Source organism: Arthrobacter sp. EM1, assembly GCF_029964055.1.
Classification (GTDB): Bacteria; Actinomycetota; Actinomycetes; order Actinomycetales; family Micrococcaceae; genus Arthrobacter.
Genome location: NZ_CP124836.1, coordinates 3731408 through 3754202 on the forward strand (window position 1 = coordinate 3731408; position 22795 = coordinate 3754202).

Consider the following 22795-nt stretch of genomic DNA (forward strand, 5'->3'; position numbering starts at 1 on the left):
TTGTTCGCCAGCCGGCTGTATACAGCTAGCTGGCGAAAAAGGCGCTGAGTTCGGAGATGAGCTTGTCCGGTGCCTTGTTCACGCCGTCGTGCCCCATGCCCGGAAGAATGGTGTAGCTGGACCCGGAGAGGACCTCGTGGATCTGGGCGCAGGCCACGCCGAAGTATGCCGGGCTTTTTTCGCCAACAACTATCAGTGTCTCCAGGGGCAGTTCCAGGAAGGGTTCGGCCGGCATGTCGGCGGCGATGATGGCCTTGATTTCCCGGACGCCGGTCTTCATCAGCTCGCGCATCTGCTTGCCGAGCGGGGTGCCGGCGGCCAGCTTGTTGGCCAAGGTCAGCATGGACAGCGGCATCCTGGACAGGGCGCTGCCGGTCTCCAGGCCCCGGAGCAGGACGGCCAAGGCGCGGTCGTCGTCACCTGCTTCGGTCGCCTTCTCGTATTCGGTAGTCCAGTCAGCGGTGACGCTGTGGTTTACGGAGACGGCGGGATCGTAGACCGCGAGCCGTTCCACCGGCAGGGTGCGGGCAGCGTGCAACGCCACCGCGCCGCCGAAGCTGTGCCCAAAAACGTCGGTACTGGACGTGTGCTTCATAACCACATCCAGGTCGCGGATGTCAACGTCGAGGGTGTAGTCCTCCGGCTGCGGTGAGGAGGAACCCCGCCCGCGCCGGTTAAAGGTGTGCACCGGGCGGCCCAGGGACGTACTGAGTTTTTGCGCAAAGCGGGTGTAGTCGGCGGCCGTCACCATGGAGGCCGGAACAACAACGACGCCGGAACCCGCCGAGGCCAGCTCGGCGCCCGTACTGAAAAGCTCGATCGTTCCACCGTCGGGGGTCCTGATGTTCTCGCGGGTCATGCTTCGAGCCTAGCCGAGGCTGTAGCTACGGCGTAGTAGGTTCCCGCGGGGCGGCCGGGGAACCAACGGCGGTCTGGGTGCCGAGCCGCCCGCCGGAGGCCTCAAGGTAGCAGGAGCCGCACAGCGATTCGTACCAGACGTCCTGGCCGTCGATCGCTACCTGTTCGCCGTCGAAGACCACCGCATCTCCCACCCGGCGGGTATTAAAGATGGCCTTGCGGCCGCAGCGGCAGATGGTTTTGAGTTCCTCGAGGGTATGTGCGATCTCCAGCAGGCGCAGCGATCCCGGGAACGCCCGGGTGCGAAAGTCGGTGCGGATGCCGTAGGCCAGCACGGGAACGTTATCCAGGACGGCGATCCGGAAGAGGTCGTCCACCTGGTCCGGTTCGAGGAATTGGGCCTCATCCACCAGCAGGCACGCGACCGGCTGCGTGTCGACGTGCTTAAGCAGGGCGTCGGGGTCATCGCCATGGGCGCGGGCGGTGAACAGCGCCCGCGCGGACCCCCCGGCCGGGATCTGGAAATCCACCGAACGGGTCATGCCCAGCCGGGACACAACGTCGGAGTCGCCCTTGGTGTCCACACCCGGCTTCGCCAGCAGCACCCGCTGGCCGCGTTCCTCGTAGTTGAAGGCGGCCTGAAGCAGCCCCGTTGACTTGCCGGAGTTCATCGCGCCGTAGCGGAAGTAGAGCTTGGCCAAGGGGGTCCTTTCGAAAGGGTCGCCCACCGATTGTAAAGGCGCGCCCTGCAACGGCCCAGCAGCGGGAGGCCCGCTACCGCCGTGGGGGCTGTTGGCCGGACTTGCCACCGCCGGGAGAATGATCCGCAAGCGGCCATGGCCGGGCGGGACCTGTGCGGGCAGAATCCCCGGTAAACTTGGGGATTGTGACTTCCCAAAACACCTCCGCCCCGCAGCCCGCCGCCGACTCCCACGACGCAAGCGAGCAGACTCGCGTCCGGATGGAGAAACGCGCCAAGCTGATCGAGCGCGGCGTAGAGGCGTATCCGGTGGGCGTGGATCGCACCCATGCGCTGGCGGAAGTCCGGGAGAAGTACGCCCACCTGCAGGCCGACGAAACCACCGGCGACGTCGTTGGGGTGACCGGCCGCATCGTTTTTATCCGCAACACCGGCAAGCTCTGCTTCGCCACGCTCCAGGAGGGTGGTGCTGACGGCAAAGCGGTCCGGTTGCAAGTCATGCTGAGCCTGGCCAACATCGGTGAGGACGCGCTCGCCGACTGGAAGGCCCTCGTTGACCTCGGCGACCACGTGTTCATCCAGGGCGAGGTGATCTCCTCGCGGCGCGGCGAGCTCTCCGTGATGGCCGGGTCCTGGTCCATGGCGTCCAAGGCGCTGCGCCCGTTGCCGGTGCTGCACGCCGAGCTCAACGAGGAAACCCGCGTCCGCCAGCGCTATGTGGACCTTATTGTCCGCGACGAGGCCCGCGAAATGGTCTATACCCGGGCCGCGATCACGCGTTCCATCCGCGAGACCCTGCATCGCCAGGGTTACGTCGAGGTGGAAACGCCGATGCTGCAGCTGGTCCACGGCGGCGCGACGGCCCGCCCGTTCGAGACGCACATGAATGCGTTTGACCAGAAGATGACCCTGCGGATCGCCACCGAGCTCTACCTCAAGCGCACGGTTGTGGGCGGGATCGACCGCGTCTATGACATGGGCCGCGTCTTCCGCAACGAGGGTGTGGACTCTACCCACAGCCCGGAATTCACCACCCTGGAAAGCTACGAGGCCTGGGCGGACCAGTTCGTGATGGCGGACCGGATCAAGGAACTAATCCTCGACGCCGCGGACGCTGCGGGCGTGGGCCGGGTCCTGCAGTCCGAGGCTGGCGAAATCAACCTCGACGGCGACTGGGCCTGGATGGCCGTCTACCCGGGCCTTTCCGAAACCGTTGGCCAGGAGATTACCCCCGAGACCCCTGCGTCGGAGTTGCTGGCGCTGGCCGCCAGGCACGAGGTCAAGGTCGACGCGGCCTGGGATGCGGAAAAGCTTGTGGTGGAGCTGTTCGGCGAACTCGTTGAGCCGACGCTGCTTAATCCCACTTTCGTGTACGACTACCCGCCTTCCGCCCAGCCGCTGGCGCGGCAGCACCGGACGGATGACCGGCTGATTGAAGCGTGGGACCTCATCATCGGCGGCATGGAGCGCGGTACGGCATTCTCCGAGCTCATTGATCCGGTGATCCAGCGCGAACGGCTTACCGAGCAGTCCCGCCGCTCCGCCGCCGGCGACGTAGAGGCCATGCAGCTGGACGAGGACTTCCTCCGCGCGCTGGAGTACGGCGCCCCGCCGATGGGCGGGATCGGGCTGGGCATCGACCGGCTGGTGATGCTCTTCACCGGCGCGGGCATCCGCGAGACCATACTCTTCCCGCTGCTGAAGCCCGAGGGACACTGACCATGGACTATGTCGCCGTATTGCTTCCTTCCGTGGTCGTTGGGTTGATTTTCTGGTTCGCCATGAAGTCGATCTTTAATGCCGATAAATCCGAGCGCCAGGCCGAGGCGCGTGCCCAGGCGGAAGCCGATGGAAATACCCCCGACGCCGCTACGCGCCGGCGCGAGGGCCATTCCAACGATCCGAACTAATAGCAGGCTATTCCGCCTTGGGTTTTCCTTTGGAAACCCTTTTTCGCTTTGACTCGTTGCCATAAAGCGGAGGATACTTCTAAGAAGTTTCATCCGGATTTCCTTGATACTCATCCTTTTGGAAAGAGAGTCTTTAATGGCACAGAAAGTAAAAATCATCCTTGTTGATGATCTGGATGGGGGCTCCGCGGACGAGACCGTCCGGTTTGGCCTTGACGGCGTCAGCTACGAAATCGACCTGTCATCGGAAAATGCATCAGAACTGCGCTCCGCAGTTGAGCGGTTTGCCGGCCACGCGCGCAAGACGTCGAGCGGCCGCGCCACGCGCACCAAAATTTCATCCGGCCGGAACCAGGACTCTGCCCAGATTCGGCAGTGGGCCCGCGATAACGGCTATGCGGTAAACAGCCGCGGCCGTATTCAGGCTGAAATTCAGGAAGCCTATCAAAAGGCGAATTCCTAGCCCTTGGGCCGGGAACCTTCCGCCGTTTGATGAAGCGGTTTGGCGTAATGCCAATACCCATAACGATGCCCCCGCTGACGGCAGGGGCATCGTTATGTCCGCCCGCGCTGACCGGGCCGGCGCGTTCCCGCCCGGTTGCCGGCCAAAGGCGCAGGTCCGAACCGGGGGCTGGCCGCGTGCTGCGTCCCGGGAGACGCAGCGGGGCAGGGGCGCCGCCGGGGCCGGCAGCCCGTGTTTGGGCGGGCAGCTGGCCCCGCAGCGGCGTCCCGGTTTCCCCTGTGGCGAACAAGCCCCAAAATTTGAACCCGGCCACGTAGCATCAAAGTACGTCGTTTCTAGGAGTGTGGCGAAATGTTTGAGCGATTTACGGACCGTGCCCGTCGCGTAGTTGTGCTTGCCCAAGAAGAGGCACGCATGCTGAACCACAATTACATTGGTACCGAACACATCCTCTTGGGTCTGATCCATGAAGGTGAAGGTGTTGCGGCCAAAGCCCTTGAGTCCTTGAGCATCTCGCTCGACGGCGTTCGCGAGCAGGTACAGGAGATCATCGGCCAGGGCCAGCAAGCCCCGTCCGGACACATCCCCTTTACCCCCCGCGCCAAGAAGGTCCTGGAGCTCTCGCTTCGCGAAGCGCTGCAGCTGGGCCACAACTACATCGGCACGGAGCACATCCTGCTCGGCCTCATCCGTGAGGGTGAAGGCGTTGCCGCCCAGGTGCTGGTCAAGCTCGGTGCGGACCTCAACCGCGTCCGCCAGCAGGTCATCCAGCTGCTCTCGGGCTACCAGGGGAAGGAGACCACCGGTGCCGGTGTTGGCCCCGGCCAGGCCGAAGGCACCCCGGCCGGCTCCGTTGTGCTGGACCAGTTCGGCCGCAACCTGACCCAGGCTGCACGTGAGAACAAGCTGGACCCGGTTATCGGGCGCGAATCCGAAATGGAACGCGTGATGCAGGTCCTCTCCCGCCGCACCAAGAACAACCCGGTGCTGATCGGCGAGCCCGGCGTCGGCAAGACTGCCGTCGTCGAAGGCCTCGCCCAGGCCATTGTCCGTGGCGACGTTCCGGAGACCATCAAGGACAAGCAGCTGTACACGCTGGACCTTGGTTCCCTCGTGGCCGGTTCACGCTACCGCGGTGACTTCGAGGAGCGTCTCAAGAAGGTCCTTAAGGAAATCCGCACCCGCGGGGACATTATCTTGTTCATCGATGAAATCCACACCCTCGTGGGCGCGGGTGCTGCTGAAGGCGCCATCGATGCGGCCTCAATCCTGAAGCCCATGCTGGCCCGCGGCGAGCTCCAGACCATCGGTGCCACCACGCTGGACGAGTACCGCAAGCACATCGAGAAGGACGCCGCGCTGGAGCGCCGGTTCCAGCCGATCCAGGTCAAGGAACCCTCTGTGGCGCACGCGATCGAGATCCTCAAGGGCCTCCGCGACCGGTATGAGGCGCACCACCGCGTCACCATCACCGACGGCGCCCTCGCCTCGGCCGCGAGCCTTTCCGAGCGCTACATCTCGGACCGCTTCCTGCCGGACAAGGCGATCGACCTGATCGATGAGGCCGGCGCGCGGCTGCGTATCCGCCGGATGACGGCCCCGCCGGAGCTCAAGGTCATGGACGAGAAGATTGCGGCCATGAAGCTGGAGAAGGAATCCGCTATTGACGCGCAGGACTTCGAAGGTGCTGCCGCGCTTCGCGACAAGGAGCAGAAACTCATTGTTGAGCGGGCCGAGAAGGAACGCCAATGGAAAACCGGCGGCATGGATGACATCTCCGAGGTGGATGAGGATCTCATCGCCGAGGTGCTGGCGAACTCCACCGGCATCCCGGTCTTCAAGCTGACCGAGGAAGAGTCCTCGCGGCTGCTGAAGATGGAAGACGAGCTGCACAAGCGCGTCGTCGGCCAGGACGAGGCCATCAAGTCCCTTTCCCAGGCGATCCGCCGCACCCGTGCAGGCCTGAAAGACCCGAAGCGTCCGGGTGGTTCGTTCATCTTCGCCGGCCCCACCGGCGTCGGCAAGACCGAGCTAGCCAAGGCACTGGCCGAATTCCTCTTCGGTGAGGAAGACGCCCTGATCACCCTGGACATGTCCGAGTACTCGGAGAAGCACACGGTGTCGCGTCTCTTCGGAGCCCCTCCGGGCTACGTCGGCTACGAGGAAGGCGGCCAGCTGACCGAGAAGGTCCGCCGTCGTCCGTTCTCCGTGGTGCTGTTCGACGAAGTTGAGAAGGCGCACGCCGACCTCTTCAACTCGCTGCTGCAGATCCTGGAGGACGGCCGCCTGACCGACTCCCAGGGCCGGGTGGTGGACTTCAAGAACACCGTGATCATCATGACCACCAACCTCGGCACCCGGGACATCTCCAAGAGTGTTGCCACCGGCTTCCAGTCGGGCACGGACACGCAGACCGGGTACAACCGGATGCGGGCCCGCGTGACCGAGGAGCTCAAGCAGCACTTCCGCCCCGAGTTCCTGAACCGTGTTGACGACGTTGTGGTATTCCCGCAGCTGACCCAGGACGAGATCATCGAGATCGTGGACATGTTCGTCGGCCGGTTGGAGAAGCGCCTCAAGGACAAGGACATGGGCATCGAGCTCACGCCCGCGGCCAAGATCCTGCTCGCAACCCGCGGCTACGACCCCGCCATGGGTGCCCGGCCGCTGCGCCGGACCATCCAGCGCGAGATCGAGGACCAGCTCTCCGAGAAGATCCTCTTCGGCGAAATCCACGCTGGCGACATCGTGATGGTGGATGTGGAAGGCGAAGGCGACGACGCCAAGTTCACCTTCGCCGGCAACACGAAGCCGCTGATCCCGGAGATCGCTCCGAGCGTCTAAGCATTGGCCCAACGGCCCCGTCTTCCTAACCAGGGAGGCGGGGCCTTTGCGTTTGCAGCCTCGCCCCTTGCTCGGCACCGCGGCGGGTGCAGCTTGCTCGCCCGTCCCTCGCGTCGGCGCAAGCTACACAATGGCGCCTGCGCCTTCGCCTCCGCAGGTGGTCACCGCACTGAGCGCCGTGGTGGTATCTGAAAGTACCGTTTCACTCTTAGTGAACTTGGTGTGATCCATGCCATAGCGGGTGTTGAATCGGTGCATGGCTTCTACCGATCCGGCAACGCAGGGCGAGCAGCCCGAAACACCTTTCCATAACCTTGACCACTACCTCGCCATCCCCAGGGTCAGCGGCCTGGTGCTGAGCCCGGACGGCGGACGGCTGGTGACCACGGTGGCCACGCTGAATGCCAAGGGCACCGAATACGGCACCGCCTTGTGGGAGCTGGATCCGGCCGGGCAGAAGCAGGCCCGTCGGATCACCCGCAGCGCCAAGGGCGAAACCGGGGCCGTGTTCGCCGGCGGGGACCTGTACTTCAGTTCCGCGCGTCCAGACCCGGAATCCCCGGAGGCGGACCCGGTAAATGCGCTCTGGATGCTACCCGCGGGCGGTGGCGAAGCCCGCGTTGCGCACACCCGGGCCGGTGGTATTGGTACCCTCCTGGCGGCGCAGGGGACCGGTGCGCTCATCCTCAACGCCGCCGTGCTGCCCGGTGCCACGGACGAAGGAGGCGATGCCGAACTCCGCACGGCACGTAAGGACAAAAAGGTAGCGGCCATCCTGCACAGCGGATACCCCGTCCGTTACTGGGACGCCGACCTGGGGCCCGCCGAGCCGAGGCTCTTTGCCGTCGAGCCCCTCGAACCGGGCGAGGAGCAGGAACAGGCCAAGCCGTCAACTGTTGACGCCGCGGCGCCGCTTAAGCTCCGCAACTTGACGCCCGACGCCGGTGCCGCCCTGCGGGACGCGGATACCGTCATCAGCCCCGACGGCACAACGATTTACAGCAGCTTCACCAAGGTGCTGGCCCGCGCGGACTCCCGGTCAGTTCTCATCGCGGTCGACGTCGCCACCGGCACCCGTAAGGTTCTGCTGGACACCGAGGGAATGAGTTACTTCCCCGGGCCGGTCAGTCCCGACAACCTGACGCTTGTGGTGCGCAGCGAGAGTGACACCACGCCGGAAGCGGCGCCGCAGCTGAAACTGCACCTGCTCGACGTCGGCGGCGGATCGGCCCGGGATGCAGGCCATGCCGAGCCGGTGCCGCTCGCGCACGGCTGGGACCGCTGGCCGGTCTCCGCCGCCTGGCTGCCGGACGGATCTGCCCTGCTCGTCACCGCCGATGAGGACGGCGCCTCGCCGGTTTTCCGCATCGGCATCACCGGGGACGGGGGAGCCGGCCGGGTCACCCGGCTGACGGCCGACTCCGCGGCGTATACCGATGTTGTGGTTCATCCGGACGGCCGCAGCGCCTATGCACTCCGCAGCTCCTACGAGTACCCTCCGGAAGCGGTTCAAATCGACCTTGCCAACGGAGCCGTCAGCCGGCTCCCCGCCCCCGCGGAACGCCCGCGTCGCCATGGCTCGCTGGAACGTGTGGAGACGACGGGGGCAGACGGAACCCGGGTGCCGGCGTACCTGGCGCTCCCGGAAGACGCCGGCGCCGGAAGCCCGGCACCGCTGCTGTTGTGGATACATGGCGGCCCGCTCGGTTCATGGAATGCCTGGACCTGGCGCTGGAACCCCTGGCTGCTCGTTGCCCGGGGTTACGCCGTGCTGCTCCCGGACCCGGCCCTCTCGACCGGTTACGGCCAGCACCACATCCAGCGCGGCTGGGGTGAATGGGGCAAAGCCCCGTACACCGACCTGATGGCCATCACTGACGCCGTTGTGCAGCGGCCGGACATCGACGAGACCCGCACGGCTGCCATGGGCGGTTCGTTCGGTGGCTACATGGCGAACTGGGTGGCCGGCCACACCAGCCGGTTCAAGGCGATCGTCACGCACGCAAGCCTCTGGGCGCTGGACCAGTTCGGCCCCACCACGGACTCCGCGCCCTACTGGCTCAAGGAAATGACAGCCGAAATGGCCCTGGCCAATTCCCCGCACCTGCATGTGGAGGACATCAGCACACCGATGCTGGTCATCCACGGCGATAAGGACTACCGGGTCCCCGTCGGCGAAGGACTGCGCCTCTGGTACGAGCTGCTCGCCAAGTCCCAACTCGCAGCCGACGGGAACGGCGCGACTGACCACCGTTTCCTTTACTTCCCGGACGAGAACCACTGGATCCTGCAGCCGCAGCACACCAAGGTCTGGTACGGCGTCGTCGAACACTTCCTGGCCAGGCACCTGCTGGAGCAGGACGTGCCGGTCCCGGCCGAGCTTGGCCTCTAGCTCCAGCCGTGCGGCGTCCGGCCCGGAGGCCGCACGGCGGCGCGGCACAAAACGCGCGCCGTAGGATTGGGCTGTGACTGAACCTATCCTCATCCGCCTTGCCCGTACCAGCGATGTCGGGGCGATCAAGACCCTTGTGGCGCCGCTGGCCGAACAGCGGATTCTGATGGCCAAGGAAACCGTGGCCTACTACGAGAGCCTCCAGGAGTTCCGGATCGCCGAGTCGCCCGACGGCGAAGTGATCGGCTGCGGGGCGCTGCACGTGATGTGGGAAGACCTCGCCGAAGTGCGCACGCTCGCGGCGTCGGATGCCTGGCGCGGTACCGGCGTGGGCCATCTCCTGGTTGAGCGGCTGCTGGCGGATGCCCGTGCATTGGGAATCTCCCGCGTCTTTTGCCTCACCTTCGAGGTTGACTTCTTCAAAAGACACGGCTTCGAAGTGATGGCGGACCAGTCCGCGGTGGACCCCGTGGTCTATTCCGAGTTGCTGCGCTCCCACGATGAGGGTGTCGCCGAGTTCCTCGACCTTGCCAGGGTGAAGCCCAATACACTCGGAAACACCCGGATGATCAAAGCGCTCTAAGCCCGGGCCGGCGCCGGAAAACGACACGGTGCGGATCGGGGACGGCGTCTTCCCATCAATAAATCTGATGGATAAACTGATCCCGGTCCAGGGGGTGGGCCATCTCTCTTTTCGGAGGCAAGAAATTGCACGAGCGCGCTATCTTTCCTGATTTTTCCGCATTCCAAATGACGATGTCAGGCGGCATAACAGCCCGGCACACCGCAGCACCGCCCGCCGGCGAAGATCCCGGCCAGGACCCTGCGGCGGATCACGGCCAGGGACTTGTTTCGGGGCCGGAACCGCGCGACGGGGACGCCCTGCGGCGGCTGAATGCCCCGCCCTTCTCCTGGCTGGGCAGCGACGCCTGGCCGACCGTTTCGCTGCGGGCCGACGAACCCTGCTGATGGCGCCGCGGACCGCGCGGAGAGCCGCCGGCCGGGGCGCCAGCGCTTCGCGTCCGGCGCGGCACTTTGGGCCCCTACCGCTGGCAAGTGCCCGGTAGTAGGGTCTAAGCAAGCAGCCAGGACACCATCCAGGGAGCACAGCCATGAAGAAACTCATCAATGATCCCCGGGCCGTGGTTGACGAGTCAGTGGAGGGTTTTGGGCTTGCCCACGCCGACCTCGTGACCGTCTTCGCGGACCCGAAGTACATCGTGCGCAAGGACGCTCCGGTGGCAGGGAAGGTCGGGCTGGTCTCCGGCGGAGGCAGCGGGCACGAGCCCCTGCACGGCGGCTACGTCGGCATGGGAATGCTCGACGCCGCGGTGCCGGGTCCCGTGTTCACCTCGCCCACACCCGACCAGATCCTCCCGGCGACCCTGGCCGTCAACTCAGGCGCCGGCGTTGTGCACATCGTGAAGAACTACACCGGGGACGTCCTCAACTTTGAGACCGCTGCCGAGCTGGCCCAGGCGGAAGGCGTGGAAATCCGCACCGTGCTGGTCAACGACGACGTGGCGGTGGAGGATTCGCTCTACACCGCCGGACGCCGCGGTGTAGCCGGAACCGTCCTGGTGGAGAAGATCGCCGGTGCCGCGGCGGAGCGGGGGGACAACCTCGATGCCGTGGCAGCCATCGGCGACAGGGTCAACCACAACGTACGCAGTATGGGTGTTGCCTTGACCGCCTGCACAGTCCCGCACGCGGGGGCGCCCAGCTTCGTGCTGGCGGAAAACGAAATCGAAATCGGCATCGGTATCCACGGCGAGCCCGGCCGGCACCGGATTCCGATGGAGAACGCCGACGGCATCACCGACCGCCTGCTGGAACCTGTGGTCAGCGACCTCGGGCTGGCGTCCGGGGACAAGGTACTGTTGTTCGTCAACGGCATGGGCGGTACCCCATTGAGTGAGCTGTACATCGTCTACCGCCGAGCCGCGCAGCAGTTGGCCGCACAGGGGATCACGGTGGAACGCTCGCTGGTCGGCAATTACATCACTGCCCTCGAAATGCAGGGGTGCTCCCTTACCGTCCTGCGCCTGGACGCTGAATTGACGGCACTCTGGGACGCCCCCGTCCACACTCCCGCCCTCCGCTGGGGTGCCTGACCGTGGGGCTTGACGTCAACTGGGCGCTGCGGTGGCTGACCCTCACGGCCGCGGCCATGGCGGAGCACCGGGAGGAACTCATTGAACTGGACAGGCCGATCGGCGATTCGGACCACGGCGAGAACATGGACCGTGGCTTCAAAGCGGTGATGGCCAAGATTGCCGAAGCGCCGCCGGAAACGGCGGGAGCGGCACTGAAACTGACAGCGATGACCCTGATGTCCAAGGTTGGCGGAGCTGCCGGCCCGCTCTACGGCACCGCGTTCCTGCGTGCCGGCACGGCGCTGGGTGAGGCGGCCGAGATTGACTCGGACACACTCGCCGCTGCGTTCCGGGCGGCAAGGGACGGGATTGTGGCCCGCGGAAAGGCCGATTCAGGGGACAAAACGATGGTTGATGCCTGGACTCCCGCCGTTGACGCGGCCGCTTCCGCGGCCGGAGACAGCGACGTCCTCAAGGTCCTGCTGGCCGCTGCGGAGGCTGCCGAAGCGGGGGCCGTCGCTACCGACCCGATGCTCGCGCGCAAGGGCCGCGCCAGCTATCTGGGGGAGCGCAGCATCGGTCATCGGGATCCGGGCGCCGTCTCGACCGCCCTGATCCTGCGCGCGGCCGCCGGGGCTGCCGAATGACGGTCAACCTTGTCGTTGTCTCGCACAGCGAAAAGATTGCCGACGGCGCCGCCGAGCTAGCCGCCCAGATGGCGCCAGATGTGATGATCCTCGCCGCAGGCGGTACCGGCGACGGCAGGATCGGCACCAGCCTCGAGCTGGTCATGGCGGCGCTGGAGCAGGCCGGGGACGCCAGCACCGACGGCATTGTGGTCCTGACCGATCTTGGCTCGGCGGTGATGACAGCCGAATCCGCGGTGGAGTTCCTGGCGGATCCCGGCTTGGTATTGCTGGCCGATGCGCCCCTGGTTGAAGGACTTGTCGCGGCCGCCGTGGCGGCCCAGTCAGGCGCGGATCTGGCGGCCGTGAGGGACGCCGCGGAGGCCGTGTACCGGCCGCCGGCCGCGGGGCAACACCCGCACGGCCACCGGCCGCCGGAGGCGAGCGGTGATTTCGAACTTGTTAACCAGGCCGGTATGCATGCCCGTCCGGCCGCGAAGATTGCCGGCGGCCTGTCCGGCATGGACGCCGAGGTGACCATCAGCGGCGCCGATGGCGCGTCGATGACGGAGCTGATGATGCTCGGGGCGGTGAAAGGTACGGTGCTGCACGTGGAGGCCAGCGGCCCGGATGCCACCCAAGCCGTGGACTACCTGCGCGGACTTATCACTGCTGGCTTCGGCGAACCGTAGACCGGTCGCGGGCCGGGCGGAAGTCAGGCCGGCAACCGGATCCCGGCCGGGTGCAGTTCCGCCAGGCCATCGCTGAGCAGCCCGGACAGCGCGCGTTCGAGTTGCTCCGGAGCGCAATTGAGCCGGTGCAGGGCGGCCAGCGGGATGTCGATTCCGGCCGGTTCGAAGCCAAGGTCGACGGCGGCTTGCGCAAAAAGCTCCGGGTCGACCGGCGACTCTGCGACCCGGAGCACCGCCATTACGGCACCCCTGACCTGGCGGTCAGTTCCGTGCCATGACTGGCCCTTCGGTGTGTACGTCGGCGGCGGCTCCCCGGCTGCGAGCCAGGCGCATGAGCCGCTGACCGGACATTGCCCGCACTTCGGCGACCGCGCAGTGCACACCAGGGCGCCGAGTTCCATCACCGCGGCGTTCCAGCGGACGGAGGACGCGGCGTCGTCCGGCAGCGCCTGCGCGGCAAGCCGGGTCTCTGCGGCGGTGAGCGATGGCGACGGCAGCGCGGCACCGGAAAACAGGCGTGCGTGCACGCGCCGGATGTTGGTGTCCACCACTGTTTCGCGGCTGCCAAAGGCGAACGCCGCGACCGCCGCTGCCGTGTAGCTTCCCACGCCGGGAAGTTCCAGCAGCTCCGGGTACGTGCCGGGAACCTTTCCGCCGTGATCGGTGCCGATGGCTACTGCGGCCGCATGCAGGCGCAGCGCCCGCCGCGGATACCCCAGCCGGCCCCAGGCCCGGACCGCTTCGCCGGCCGGCTCGCCGGCCAGATCGGCCGGCTGCGGCCAGCGCCGCAGCCATTCCTCCCAGACGGGCAGCACACGCACCACCGGGGTCTGCTGCAGCATGATCTCGCTGACAAGTACGCCCCAGGCCGTGCATTCAGCTGCCCGCCACGGAAGGTCCCTTGCGTTCGCGCGGAACCAGGTGTCGAAGACGTTGTGCAGGGCCGCCGGCGAAACGGCCGCAGGAAGGCCAGGCGGGTCCGCGGCAGCAGGGGCGGTGGGGGAATCGGTGAGGGCTTTGATGGATTCAAGCGTAATAGATAAGGGCCACAGTCCGCCCGCGGCGTGGGAGGGCCCGATACCCGGCGCGGGTCTCTAGCCTAGAAGGATGGGCAGGCAAGACAATCCAGGAACTCACGGCTCCCGTCAGGGCGCTTCCGGCAGCGGAGCGGGCTCGGGCCGGAACCGGGCGGGCGCATCGACGCGCAATACCGTCCGCCGGCCTGCCCGGAAACCAGGCAGCGCGGTGTACCGCCGTCGCAGGCTGTTCGTTGGCGCCGCACTCCTGCTCGTGATTGCGCTCGGCCTCGGCGGATTTGCCGCCGCCGCCAGCCTGCTCAACGCCGGGGCGCCCTCCTCGGACGGAGCAGCTGCTGCTTCCGCGCCGGTAGCGACGCCGGCCGGCACTCCGCAGGCCACGGCGTCTCCTTCGGCCACTCCGACGGGCAACGGCTGCGAGCAGAACCTCGTGACTGTCGCGGCGTCCACGGACAAGCCAGCCTACGCGGCAGGCGAAAATCCGTTGCTCACGCTCAAGGTGACGAACGGCAACCGGGTGCCTTGTGAGATCAATATCGGCACGTCCCAGATGGAGTTCCTCGTCACGAGCGGCTCGGACCGGATCTTTTCATCCACCGACTGCCAGTCGGACGCGACCGAACTCGTGAAGACCATCGCGCCGGGTCAGAGTGAAACGGCCAATTTCCCCTGGCAGCGCAACCGCACGGTTCAGGGCTGCGCGCCGATCGAGGCCAAACCGGGCGCCGGCGGCGCCTATTACGTCTTCACCGCCCAGCTGGCGGGAAAGACCAGCCCCAAAGCCGTGTTCCAGCTGAATTAGACCCCGGCGGACCTCACAGGAACCTGTCCAGGAGACTTGCCTCGGCCATCCGGCTGAGTCCCTCGCGGACCGTCCGGGCACGCTGGTCGCCGATGCCATCGACGGTCATCAGGTCATCAATCGTGGCCGCCATCAGGAACTGCAGGCCGCCGAAGTGGTCCACCAGGCGGTCGGCGACGGCCTTCGGCACGGCCTTCAACCCGGAAAGCAGCCGGTAGCCGCGCGGCTGGACCACGGCGTCGAGGTTGGCCTCGCCGCCCGCGAAGCCAACGATCCCGGCAATTTTTCCCAAGTCGATCAGCTCGGTGGGGCCAAGGTTCACCAGCGCCTTCACCGCCTGGTCGATGTCCTCTGCAGAAGTGTCCGGGCCTGAGTAATCCCGGATGATCACATCACTGCCCGGGCCGCGTCCCACCGTCAGCTCGTCCAGCTGGAGCGAGAGCAGCCGCCCGTCCTCGCCGAGCTCCAGCACGTACTGCGAAATCTCCTCGGAAATCCGGCGCACCATCTCCTGGCGCTGCAGCGTCACCGCCACATCGCGGACGGTCACCATTGCCTCGATTTCCAGGGCGGAGAGCGAACTGGTCACCTGGTCCAGTCGCGAGCGGTAGCGCTCCAAGGTAGCCAGGGCCTGGTTGGCGCGGGCCAGGACCTTCTCCGAACCTTCCAGCACGTGCCGCAGCCCGTTGACATACAGCGCGATGATTTGCATGGACTGGCTCACCGAGATCACCGGCACGCCGGTCTGGATCGCGACGCGCTCAGCGGTCCGGTGCCGGGTCCCGGACTCCTGGGTTTCGATGCTGGAATCCGGGACCAGCTGCACGGCCGCGCGCAGAATGTTGCTGGCGTCCTTGTCGCAGATGATGGCACCGTCCATCTTCGCCAGTTCGCGCAGCCGGGTGGGGGAAAAATCGATGCCGATGTCGAATCCGCCCGAACAGATTGACTCGATGGTCCTGTCGATGCCCAGCACGATCAGGGCCCCGGTCCGGCCGCGAAGGATGCGTTCCAGTCCGTCGCGAAGTGCGGTGCCCGGTGCCACTCGGCCCAGCGTAGCCTTGAGCGAATCTTCCGGGCTCCGAGCCATAGATTTTCCCTTCAAAGGTGCAGGTCTCAGCCCGCAAGTGCGCCGGTTTCCAGTGTTGGCCGGCAGGATCAAAAGTACTCGGTTTCCCGCTCCCACCATAGTAGAGGCAAAGGGAGCCAAGTTCCGCACGGACAAGCCCCAAAGTGGTCCATTGCGACGCGCGTGGGACCGCCCGAAGAACGCCCCCCCCGGGCCATATCCCGGACCGGCATATTTGGCCCACGGTTCGACCGTTTCGACCCGGGGCTGCACCCGCTTCGCGGCGGCAGCCCCGGCTGCGATAAACTTGGACCCTTGGGTGAACCGTCGGGCGGCCCGCCGCCCCCGGCACACATCGCACCACGCCGAAATCCCAACAGAATCACCCGCGATCCCACCGGCCCAGCCGGGCCCGGCAGGCCCGGGGGCGCCACCACCAACGCCGCAGCGAAAGTAGCATCGTGTCTCAAGAAGTCCTTAGCCCCGCCCGAGTCCAGGAGATTCACAAGCAGGCGGCCCGGCGTCGGACTTTCGCGGTCATTTCGCACCCCGACGCGGGTAAATCCACGCTGACCGAGGCGCTCGCGCTGCACGCAAAGGTGATCGGCACTGCCGGCGCCTCCAGCGGCAAGGCCAACCGCAAGGAAACCGTCTCGGACTGGATGCAGATGGAAAAGGACCGCGGTATCTCGATCAGCTCCGCGGCGCTGCAGTTCTCCTACCGGGACACCGTGATCAACCTGCTGGACACCCCCGGCCACGCCGACTTCTCCGAGGACACCTACCGGGTGCTGGCCGCCGTAGACTGCGCCGTGATGCTTGTGGACGCCGCCAAGGGCCTGGAAACCCAGACGATGAAGCTCTTCGAGGTCTGCAAGCAGCGCAACCTGCCGATCATCACGGTGATCAACAAATGGGACCGCCCCGGCCTGGACTCGCTGGCGCTAATGGACGAAATCACCGAGCGCACCGGCCTGAAGCCGATGCCGCTGACCTGGGCCGTGGGCATCTCCGGTGACTTCCGCGGTGTCTGGGACCTGCGCAATGACCGTTTCGCCCAGTTCAAGCGAAACAATTCCGGCGCCAACATCGCGCTTACCGAATACTTCACGCCGGAGGCGGCCGCGGCCAGCCAGGGCGAGGACTGGTCCAACGCCGTCGATGAGGCCGGGCTGGTGATCGAGTCCAACCTGGAGTTCGACATCGACGCCTTCCACGCCGGAGAGGCGACCCCGATCCTTTTCAGCTCCGCAGCGCTGAACTTCGGCGTCAAGGAGATCCTTGATGCCCTCGTGGACTTCGCCCCGCCCGCGGCCCCGCGGCCCGACGTTGACGGTGCCCCGCGGGCCGTCGACGCGCCCTTCGCCGGATTCGTCTTTAAGGTCCAGGCCGGCATGAACAAGGCGCACCGGGACCACGTCGCCTTCATCAGGGTCTGCTCCGGCGTTTTCGAACGTGGCATGGTGGTGACCCAGGGGCGGACCGGCAAGTCCTTCGCCACCAAGTACGCCCAGCAAGTCTTCGGCCGGGAGCGCGAGGTAATCGACGAGGCATTCCCCGGTGATGTTGTGGGCCTGGTGAACGCCTCCTCGTTGCGGGTCGGGGACAGCCTGTTTGTCGAGAAGCCGGTGGAGTTCCCCGCGATCCCGCTGTTCGCCCCGGAGCATTTTCAGGTGGCGCGGTCCAAGGACCCCAGCCGTTTCAAGCAGTTCCGCCGCGGCATCGAACAGCTTGAGCACGAGGGCGTTATCCAGGTGCTCCGTTCGGACGTCCGCGGCGACCAGGCCCCGGTGCTGGCCGCCGTCGGGCCCATGCAGTTCGAGGTAGTTGAAGACCGGATGGCGCACGATTTCAGTGCGCCGATGCGGCTGGAACGGCTGCCGTACTCGATCGCCCGGATTTCGACGGCGGACGCCATGCCGGCGCTGGCCAACGTCCCCGGGGCCGAGGTGCTGCTGCGCTCCGATGGCGAATACCTGGCCTTGTTCAACGACGTCTGGGCCCTGCGCCGGATCGAAAAGAACCACCCGGACCTGACACTGCTGCCGATCGGCACGCACAACCCCGCCAAGTAGCTGCCGGCACCGCGTGCGTGCGTGGCAGGATGATCCGCCGCAGGTCTTCCTGAATCACCTTTCCGCGGTATCATAAGTAACCTTGCTAATGATGCGGGCGCCCCACCTTTCGGCTTTTTGGACTGATCCGCGCGATTTCGTCGGCGGGCCCCGCACTTTAAGGGACAACGAACACTCTTTGACTGACTACAACAGAAAACTCGGCATGGAACCAGGCTTCCTGCTGAGCGGCCGCTACCGGATCCAAGCCCTCATCGGCACGGGAAGCCAGTCCACCGTGTACCGAGCCCATGACGAACTCCTGCAGCGGGAAGTGGCAGTCAAACTCTTCCGGGACGACGCGGATGATCTTGAACATACCCGCCGGCAGGGGCAGGAGGTCCGCATCCTCGCGGGGATGGGCCACCACGCCCTGGTGACGCTGTTCGACGCCGGCGCGGACCTCAGCGACCCGGAGGCGCGCCTCACCTACCTCGTGATGGAACTGGTCCGCGGACCGGACCTGCGCCACCGTGCCGCCCAGGGGCCGCTCTCCGCTGCACACATGGCCCTGATCGGCCACGACCTGGCGGACGGACTCTCCTACATTCATCATCACGGGATTGTGCACCGCGATGTAAAGCCGGCCAATATCCTGCTGGTCGATTACAGCAACGACGACAGGCGCCCCCGGGCCAAGCTCAGCGACTTCGGTGTTGCCGTGATGACGGGCAGCGGACCCGTGGGCGACGACTCCGGAACCTCCGGGACGCCCGCTTACCTGAGCCCGGAGCAGGCTGCCGGTGAACCGGCCGGGCCGCTCAGCGATGTATATTCCCTCGGACTGGTGCTGCTCGAAGGGTTAACCGGAAAGATGGCGTACCCCGGTGCCCCCATCCAGTCCGCCGTCGCGCGGCTGCTCCACGACCCGGACATCCCCGAAGAACTTGCCCCCATCTGGACGTCGCTGCTGTCCTCCATGCTTGCCCGGGACCCGGCGGATCGGCCGCCGGCCCGGGAGGTTTCCCTCGCGCTGCGCCAGGAAGTCATCAACGGCGCGGCCCGCCACCGCCTGGAGGCAGCCCCCGGCGGGACCGGCGAGGAAGCCAGGATGCGCGCGGTGGAGCGCTACCGGATCCTCGACACGCCGTCCGACGGTGCCTTCGACCGGATCGCACGCCTCGCGGCACGGATGTTCGCCGTGCCCGTGGCGATCGTGAGCGTGGTGGACCACGACCGGATCTGGTTCAAGGCCCATCACGGCACTGACGTTACGCAGATTGGCCGCGACCCGGGGCTGTGCGCCTCCGCGATCCTGCAGGACGAAACCTGGATCGTGGAGGACGCCACCCGGGATCCCCGCAGCCTCGCCAACCCCCTGGTGGCGGGCGAGTTCGGCCTGCAGTTCTACGCCGGAGTCCCGCTGCGCACCCCCGACGGCTACAACCTGGGCACCTTCTGCATCTTGGACCGGGAACCCCGGGTGTTCAGCGCCGCCGATACACGTGCGCTGGAGGACCTGGCAGCGATCGTGATGAATGACCTGGAGATGCGGTTGCAGAGCAGGGAAGCGATCGCCAGTTAGCAGGTATTAGCGCCAGCCGGCACGGAGCGCCAGTTCCAGCTCAAACCGCGCCTCGGGGTCCTCCAAGGCGTCGCCGAACAACTCGCGCAGCTGCGCCGCCCGGTACCCCACCGTCTGCGGGTGGATGCCGAGCTCTGCGGCCACCGGACCACGCTGGCCCCAGTGCCGCAGCCAGGACAGCAGCGTCTCCGCGAGCCGCTCCCGCTGCGCCGGGCGCAGCCCCTCCAGCGGCGCCAGCCTGCGGTTGGCCAGTTCTGCGATTGCTGAGGGCTCCGCCCCGAGGATCACCTCGGCCAAATGCTCGTCCGCCCAGATGGGCGGGTCCTCCGGGCCGTCCCGGGGCTGCAGGACCGAGGCAGCGAGCACTGCCAGACGCAGCGAATCGGGGACTTTCTCCCAGCTCCCGGCGGGCCCAACCGCCGCCCCGCGGCCACGCAAGGCCTTCTCAAGGTCCGCCCGCGCGGAGGGTGACTGCCGGGCCGGAACCAGGGCAACGGCGTCGGTCTCGCGTTCGATCACAAGTGTTCCGGCGCCCAGCCTCAGCCGCAGCCCCGCGGCCCGGTCCACCGGCAGGGTCACCACCACCATCCGCTGCGGCAACGACCAGTCCGCCATCGCAGCAGTCTGGCGCAGTGCCGCCTCATCCGCCTGTCCCAGCAGGAGCAGGTCGAGCAGTTCGGTGCGCCGGCGGTCCACCGCGCCGGCACGTTCCGATTGTTCAAAGGCGTAGGCTTCGGCGCTGACGGCGGACAGTTCGTCGATGTAGGCCAGGATCGATTCACCCAGGTCCACCACCACGCTCTGGCCAAGGTGGTGTTCCACCGAAACCCTGGACATCTCGCGGAAGGTGACCCGGGCCCCCATCCGGTAGGCGCTCAGCAGCGCGTCCATGCTCCGTCCCTGCCGGAACTCCCCGCTCCCCAGCCCTGCCACGAGTTGCCTGCTCTCCTCCGAAAGGGCAGGCAGCCGGGTTGCCGGCAACTGCAGGAAGCGCTCCAGTGCCGCGGCCACCCCCCGGCGCAGCCCGCGGCCGAAGCGGCCTTCAATCGGCCTGGCGTAGGCCGGAACAAGCTGCGGCACGGCGTCGATGATGGCCTCGACAATTCCCGGCATCATCGGCCGGAGCACGTCACTGACCTCACGCGGCAAGGCCAGCCACGGCGGATCGGCAGCGGAAGCGGGAGTGCCCGACGGGGCTGTATTCATGGGCCTGGTTCCAATATGTTGTTGCGGGGAGACAGTTTATCTACTTCGATCGTATGCCTAGGGTGAAGAAGTATGACCGCCACTGACATAAGCTTGATACATGATCCGGCTCCGTAAGCTGGCGCGCGCCGCATCTCTACTGACCACCCCCCTAGCTCCAGAAGACATTCTGTCGCTGTTCAATCCTGTGTTTTCCGCCCGCCAACTGCGCGGTGTGGTCACTCGGGTGGTTCCAGAAACGGCCGATTCCGCCACAATTTTCTTCCGTCCCGGCCGCGGCTGGCAAGCACACCTCGCCGGCCAGTGGGCCCGCATTGGCGTCGAGCTTGACGGCGTCCGCCACTGGCGCTCGTATTCGCTCAGCGCCCCCGCCGGCAAGGACCCGGCCATCACCGTCAGTGACATGGGTGCCGTCTCCGGCACTTTGGTGCGCCACACCAAGCCCGGCGACGTTCTCTTCCTGGCGCCGCCGCAGGGTGACTTCGTGTTACCGGAGCACCCGAGGCCACTGCTGATGCTTACTGCCGGGAGCGGAATCACCCCCGTTATGTCGATGATCCGCACCCTCGTGCCGCACCGGCCCGACTCCGACGTTGTCCTCATTCACACGGCCCGGACCCCGGCGGATGCCATCTTCCGCGAAGAATTGGCCGAACTCGCGGACCAGTTCCCCAATTTCCAGGTCACCAACTGGTTCACCGGCGAACGTGGACGGCTGGATTTCACGTCGACGGCCGAGCTGGACGGACTTTGCCCGGATTGGCGCCAGCGCGCCGCTTACGCCTGCGGCCCCGAAAGCTTCCTGGACGACGCCGAGGCGCTCTGGGAAGCTGAGGCCGCCACCGCGGTGGCACAGCCGGAAGCCAGCCTCACGATCGAACGCTTCAGCACCAAGCTGGCCGGCGGTTCAGGGCACGACGGCGGATTGGTCACCTTCGAGGCGTCGGACCGCGAAGTCGAAGCCGGCGGCGACACTCCGCTGCTCGACGTCGGCGAGGATGCCGGCGTCCTAATGCCCAGCGGGTGCCGGATGGGCATCTGCCACAGCTGCCTCATCCCGCTCCGGGCCGGCCAGGTCCGTGACCTGCGCACGGATGAAGTCCATGGCGAGCCCGGCCAACTAATCCAGACGTGTGTTTCGGCAGCCGCCGGACCCGTTAACCTCGACCTCTGAGGAGTACCACAGCATGACGATTGTTTCTGACAAGCAGGACCTGTCCGAGGACGCTCCCCAGGGCGCCAATGACTCTGCCAAGGCGCCCGCTTCCGTGAAGACGCGGCCCGGTGCCCTCGCCGAGTCCGGCAGCCCGACCGTTCGGCCGCCGGCCGCCGCGCACCTCTCCGATGAGCAGGTCGCGGAGCTCGGCCGTGAACTCGACGCGATCAAGGACGACATCCTTGCCAAGCGCGGGGCGTCCGATGCCGCCTACATCCGCCGTATGATCAAGATCCAGCGCGGACTGGAGATCTCCGGCCGGGCCGCCCTGCTGGTGAGCAAGAACAAGGCAGCCTGGGTCACCGGAACCACGCTGCTGAGCTTCGCCAAGGTCCTGGAAAACATGGAGCTGGGGCACAACATCCTGCACGGCCAGTGGGACTGGATGCGGGACCCGGACATCCACTCCACCACCTGGGAGTGGGACTTCGTTACCCCGGCGCGCGCCTGGCAGCACACCCACAACGACCTGCACCACCGCTGGACCAACGTCATCGGCAAGGACAACGACGTCGGATACAACCTGCTGCGTATGGACGCCCAGCAGGAATGGAAGCCGTTCAACCTCGGCAACCCGGTGTACAACGCACTGCTGGCACCGGTCTTCGAGTGGGGCATCGCGATCTACGATCTTGAGCTGCAGGATTACAAAGAGGGCAAAAAGTCCAAGGAAGCCCTCACCAAGGACCTCAAGGCGCTGGGCCGCAAGGCCCTCAAGCAGTTCACCAAGGACTACGCGGCCACGCCCGCCGTCGCCATGCTGACCGGCTCCGGCAAGCAGGCGCTCTACGGCACCCTGACCGCGAACGCAGTTCGAAACGTCTGGGCCCACGCGGTTATTTTCTGCGGGCACTTCCCCGACGGGACCGACACCTTCACCGAAGAAATGGTCGAAGGTGAGACCCGCGGCGACTGGTACGTGCGGCAGATGATCGGCTCCGCCAACATCTCCGGCTCCAAGTTTATGCACCTGATGACCGGCAACCTCTCGCACCAGATTGAGCACCACCTTTTCCCGGACATCCCGTCCAACCGCTACGCGGAGGTGGCCCCGAAGGTGCAGGAGATCTGCAGGCGCTACGGCCTGCCGTACACCACCGGCCCGATCTGGAAGCAGGTCGGCTCCACCTGGGCCAAGGTCTTTAAGCTCGCTTTGCCGCCCAAGAAGGCCTAGCTCAACCGATCCGACTGAAGCAGGGGGGCCCGCCGTACCGGTGGGCGCCCCTGCTGCGTGTTGTGGCCGGT

20 protein-coding genes are annotated in these 22795 nt (G+C 66.4%); 15 read left to right on the top strand and 5 right to left on the bottom strand.

All coding sequences use genetic code 11. The features are described 5' to 3' along the window. Positions 1–25: 25 nt before the first annotated feature. The gene (locus tag QI450_RS17305; protein ID WP_226773841.1) at positions 26–859 is read right to left on the bottom strand and encodes an alpha/beta hydrolase; all 834 of its coding nucleotides are present in this window, start codon (positions 857–859) and stop codon (positions 26–28) included. A gap of 25 nt (positions 860–884) precedes the next feature. After that, positions 885–1559: a thymidine kinase gene (locus tag QI450_RS17310; RefSeq protein WP_226773842.1), complete on the bottom strand. Its 675-nt coding sequence runs from the start codon at positions 1557–1559 to the stop codon at positions 885–887. Between the two features lie 185 nt (positions 1560–1744). On the opposite strand from QI450_RS17310, the gene lysS reads away from it, so the two are divergent. The 10 genes from lysS to dhaM all read left to right on the top strand — a co-directional run bounded on the left by lysS (position 1745) and on the right by dhaM (position 12581). Next, a complete protein-coding gene (lysS, locus tag QI450_RS17315) occupies positions 1745–3277 on the top strand; it encodes a lysine--tRNA ligase (protein ID WP_226773843.1) in 1533 nt (510 codons plus the stop codon). 2 nt (positions 3278–3279) lie between these two features. Further along, a complete protein-coding gene (locus tag QI450_RS17320) occupies positions 3280–3468 on the top strand; it encodes a hypothetical protein (RefSeq protein WP_226773844.1) in 189 nt (62 codons plus the stop codon). Between the two features lie 136 nt (positions 3469–3604). Continuing rightward, positions 3605–3931, top strand: coding sequence for an Lsr2 family protein (locus tag QI450_RS17325; RefSeq protein WP_226773845.1), 327 nt, complete (start codon positions 3605–3607; stop codon positions 3929–3931). Between the two features lie 351 nt (positions 3932–4282). Then, complete coding sequence (locus QI450_RS17330) at positions 4283–6775, top strand: ATP-dependent Clp protease ATP-binding subunit (RefSeq protein WP_226773846.1); 2493 nt, start codon at positions 4283–4285, stop codon at positions 6773–6775. A gap of 256 nt (positions 6776–7031) precedes the next feature. Then, positions 7032–9167: a prolyl oligopeptidase family serine peptidase gene (locus QI450_RS17335; protein ID WP_226773847.1), complete on the top strand. Its 2136-nt coding sequence runs from the start codon at positions 7032–7034 to the stop codon at positions 9165–9167. 73 nt (positions 9168–9240) lie between these two features. Next, positions 9241–9750 (top strand): amino-acid N-acetyltransferase, encoded by a 510-nt coding sequence (locus QI450_RS17340; protein WP_226773848.1) that lies wholly within the window; start codon positions 9241–9243, stop codon positions 9748–9750. Positions 9751–9917: 167 nt separating this feature from the next. Continuing rightward, positions 9918–10136: a hypothetical protein gene (locus QI450_RS17345; RefSeq protein WP_226773849.1), complete on the top strand. Its 219-nt coding sequence runs from the start codon at positions 9918–9920 to the stop codon at positions 10134–10136. 143 nt (positions 10137–10279) lie between these two features. Next, positions 10280–11281: a dihydroxyacetone kinase subunit DhaK gene (gene dhaK / locus QI450_RS17350; protein ID WP_226773850.1), complete on the top strand. Its 1002-nt coding sequence runs from the start codon at positions 10280–10282 to the stop codon at positions 11279–11281. A 2-nt stretch (positions 11282–11283) separates the two neighbouring features. Then, positions 11284–11910, top strand: a complete 627-nt coding sequence (dhaL, locus tag QI450_RS17355; protein WP_226773851.1) for a dihydroxyacetone kinase subunit DhaL — start codon at positions 11284–11286, stop codon at positions 11908–11910. Continuing rightward, positions 11907–12581, top strand: coding sequence for a dihydroxyacetone kinase phosphoryl donor subunit DhaM (gene dhaM, locus QI450_RS17360; RefSeq protein ID WP_226773852.1), 675 nt, complete (start codon positions 11907–11909; stop codon positions 12579–12581). The genes dhaL and dhaM overlap by 4 nt, the downstream gene beginning before the upstream one ends. A 23-nt stretch (positions 12582–12604) precedes the next feature. Here dhaM and QI450_RS17365 read toward each other — a convergent pair whose 3' ends face one another. Next, positions 12605–13522, bottom strand: a complete 918-nt coding sequence (locus QI450_RS17365; RefSeq protein ID WP_226773901.1) for an A/G-specific adenine glycosylase — start codon at positions 13520–13522, stop codon at positions 12605–12607. A gap of 304 nt (positions 13523–13826) precedes the next feature. On the opposite strand from QI450_RS17365, the gene QI450_RS17370 reads away from it, so the two are divergent. Further along, complete coding sequence (locus QI450_RS17370) at positions 13827–14420, top strand: hypothetical protein (RefSeq protein WP_309485675.1); 594 nt, start codon at positions 13827–13829, stop codon at positions 14418–14420. A gap of 13 nt (positions 14421–14433) precedes the next feature. On the opposite strand, the gene disA is transcribed toward QI450_RS17370, so the two are convergent. Further along, positions 14434–15510, bottom strand: a complete 1077-nt coding sequence (disA, locus tag QI450_RS17375) for a DNA integrity scanning diadenylate cyclase DisA (protein WP_226773854.1) — start codon at positions 15508–15510, stop codon at positions 14434–14436. 440 nt (positions 15511–15950) lie between these two features. Here disA and QI450_RS17380 point away from each other — a divergent pair, with 440 nt between their 5' ends. Both QI450_RS17380 and QI450_RS17385 read left to right on the top strand, forming a co-directional pair. Then, complete coding sequence (locus tag QI450_RS17380; RefSeq protein WP_226773855.1) at positions 15951–17564, top strand: peptide chain release factor 3; 1614 nt, start codon at positions 15951–15953, stop codon at positions 17562–17564. A 205-nt stretch (positions 17565–17769) separates the two neighbouring features. Beyond that, positions 17770–19128, top strand: a complete 1359-nt coding sequence (locus tag QI450_RS17385; RefSeq protein ID WP_282468055.1) for a GAF domain-containing serine/threonine-protein kinase — start codon at positions 17770–17772, stop codon at positions 19126–19128. Between the two features lie 6 nt (positions 19129–19134). Here QI450_RS17385 and QI450_RS17390 read toward each other — a convergent pair whose 3' ends face one another. After that, positions 19135–20334: a PucR family transcriptional regulator gene (locus QI450_RS17390; protein WP_226773857.1), complete on the bottom strand. Its 1200-nt coding sequence runs from the start codon at positions 20332–20334 to the stop codon at positions 19135–19137. A gap of 100 nt (positions 20335–20434) precedes the next feature. Between QI450_RS17390 and QI450_RS17395 the strand changes: the two genes are divergently transcribed. Both QI450_RS17395 and QI450_RS17400 read left to right on the top strand, forming a co-directional pair. Then, the gene (locus QI450_RS17395; protein WP_226773858.1) at positions 20435–21508 is read left to right on the top strand and encodes a ferredoxin reductase; all 1074 of its coding nucleotides are present in this window, start codon (positions 20435–20437) and stop codon (positions 21506–21508) included. A gap of 13 nt (positions 21509–21521) precedes the next feature. After that, complete coding sequence (locus QI450_RS17400) at positions 21522–22724, top strand: acyl-CoA desaturase (protein WP_226773859.1); 1203 nt, start codon at positions 21522–21524, stop codon at positions 22722–22724. Positions 22725–22795: the final 71 nt, after the last annotated feature.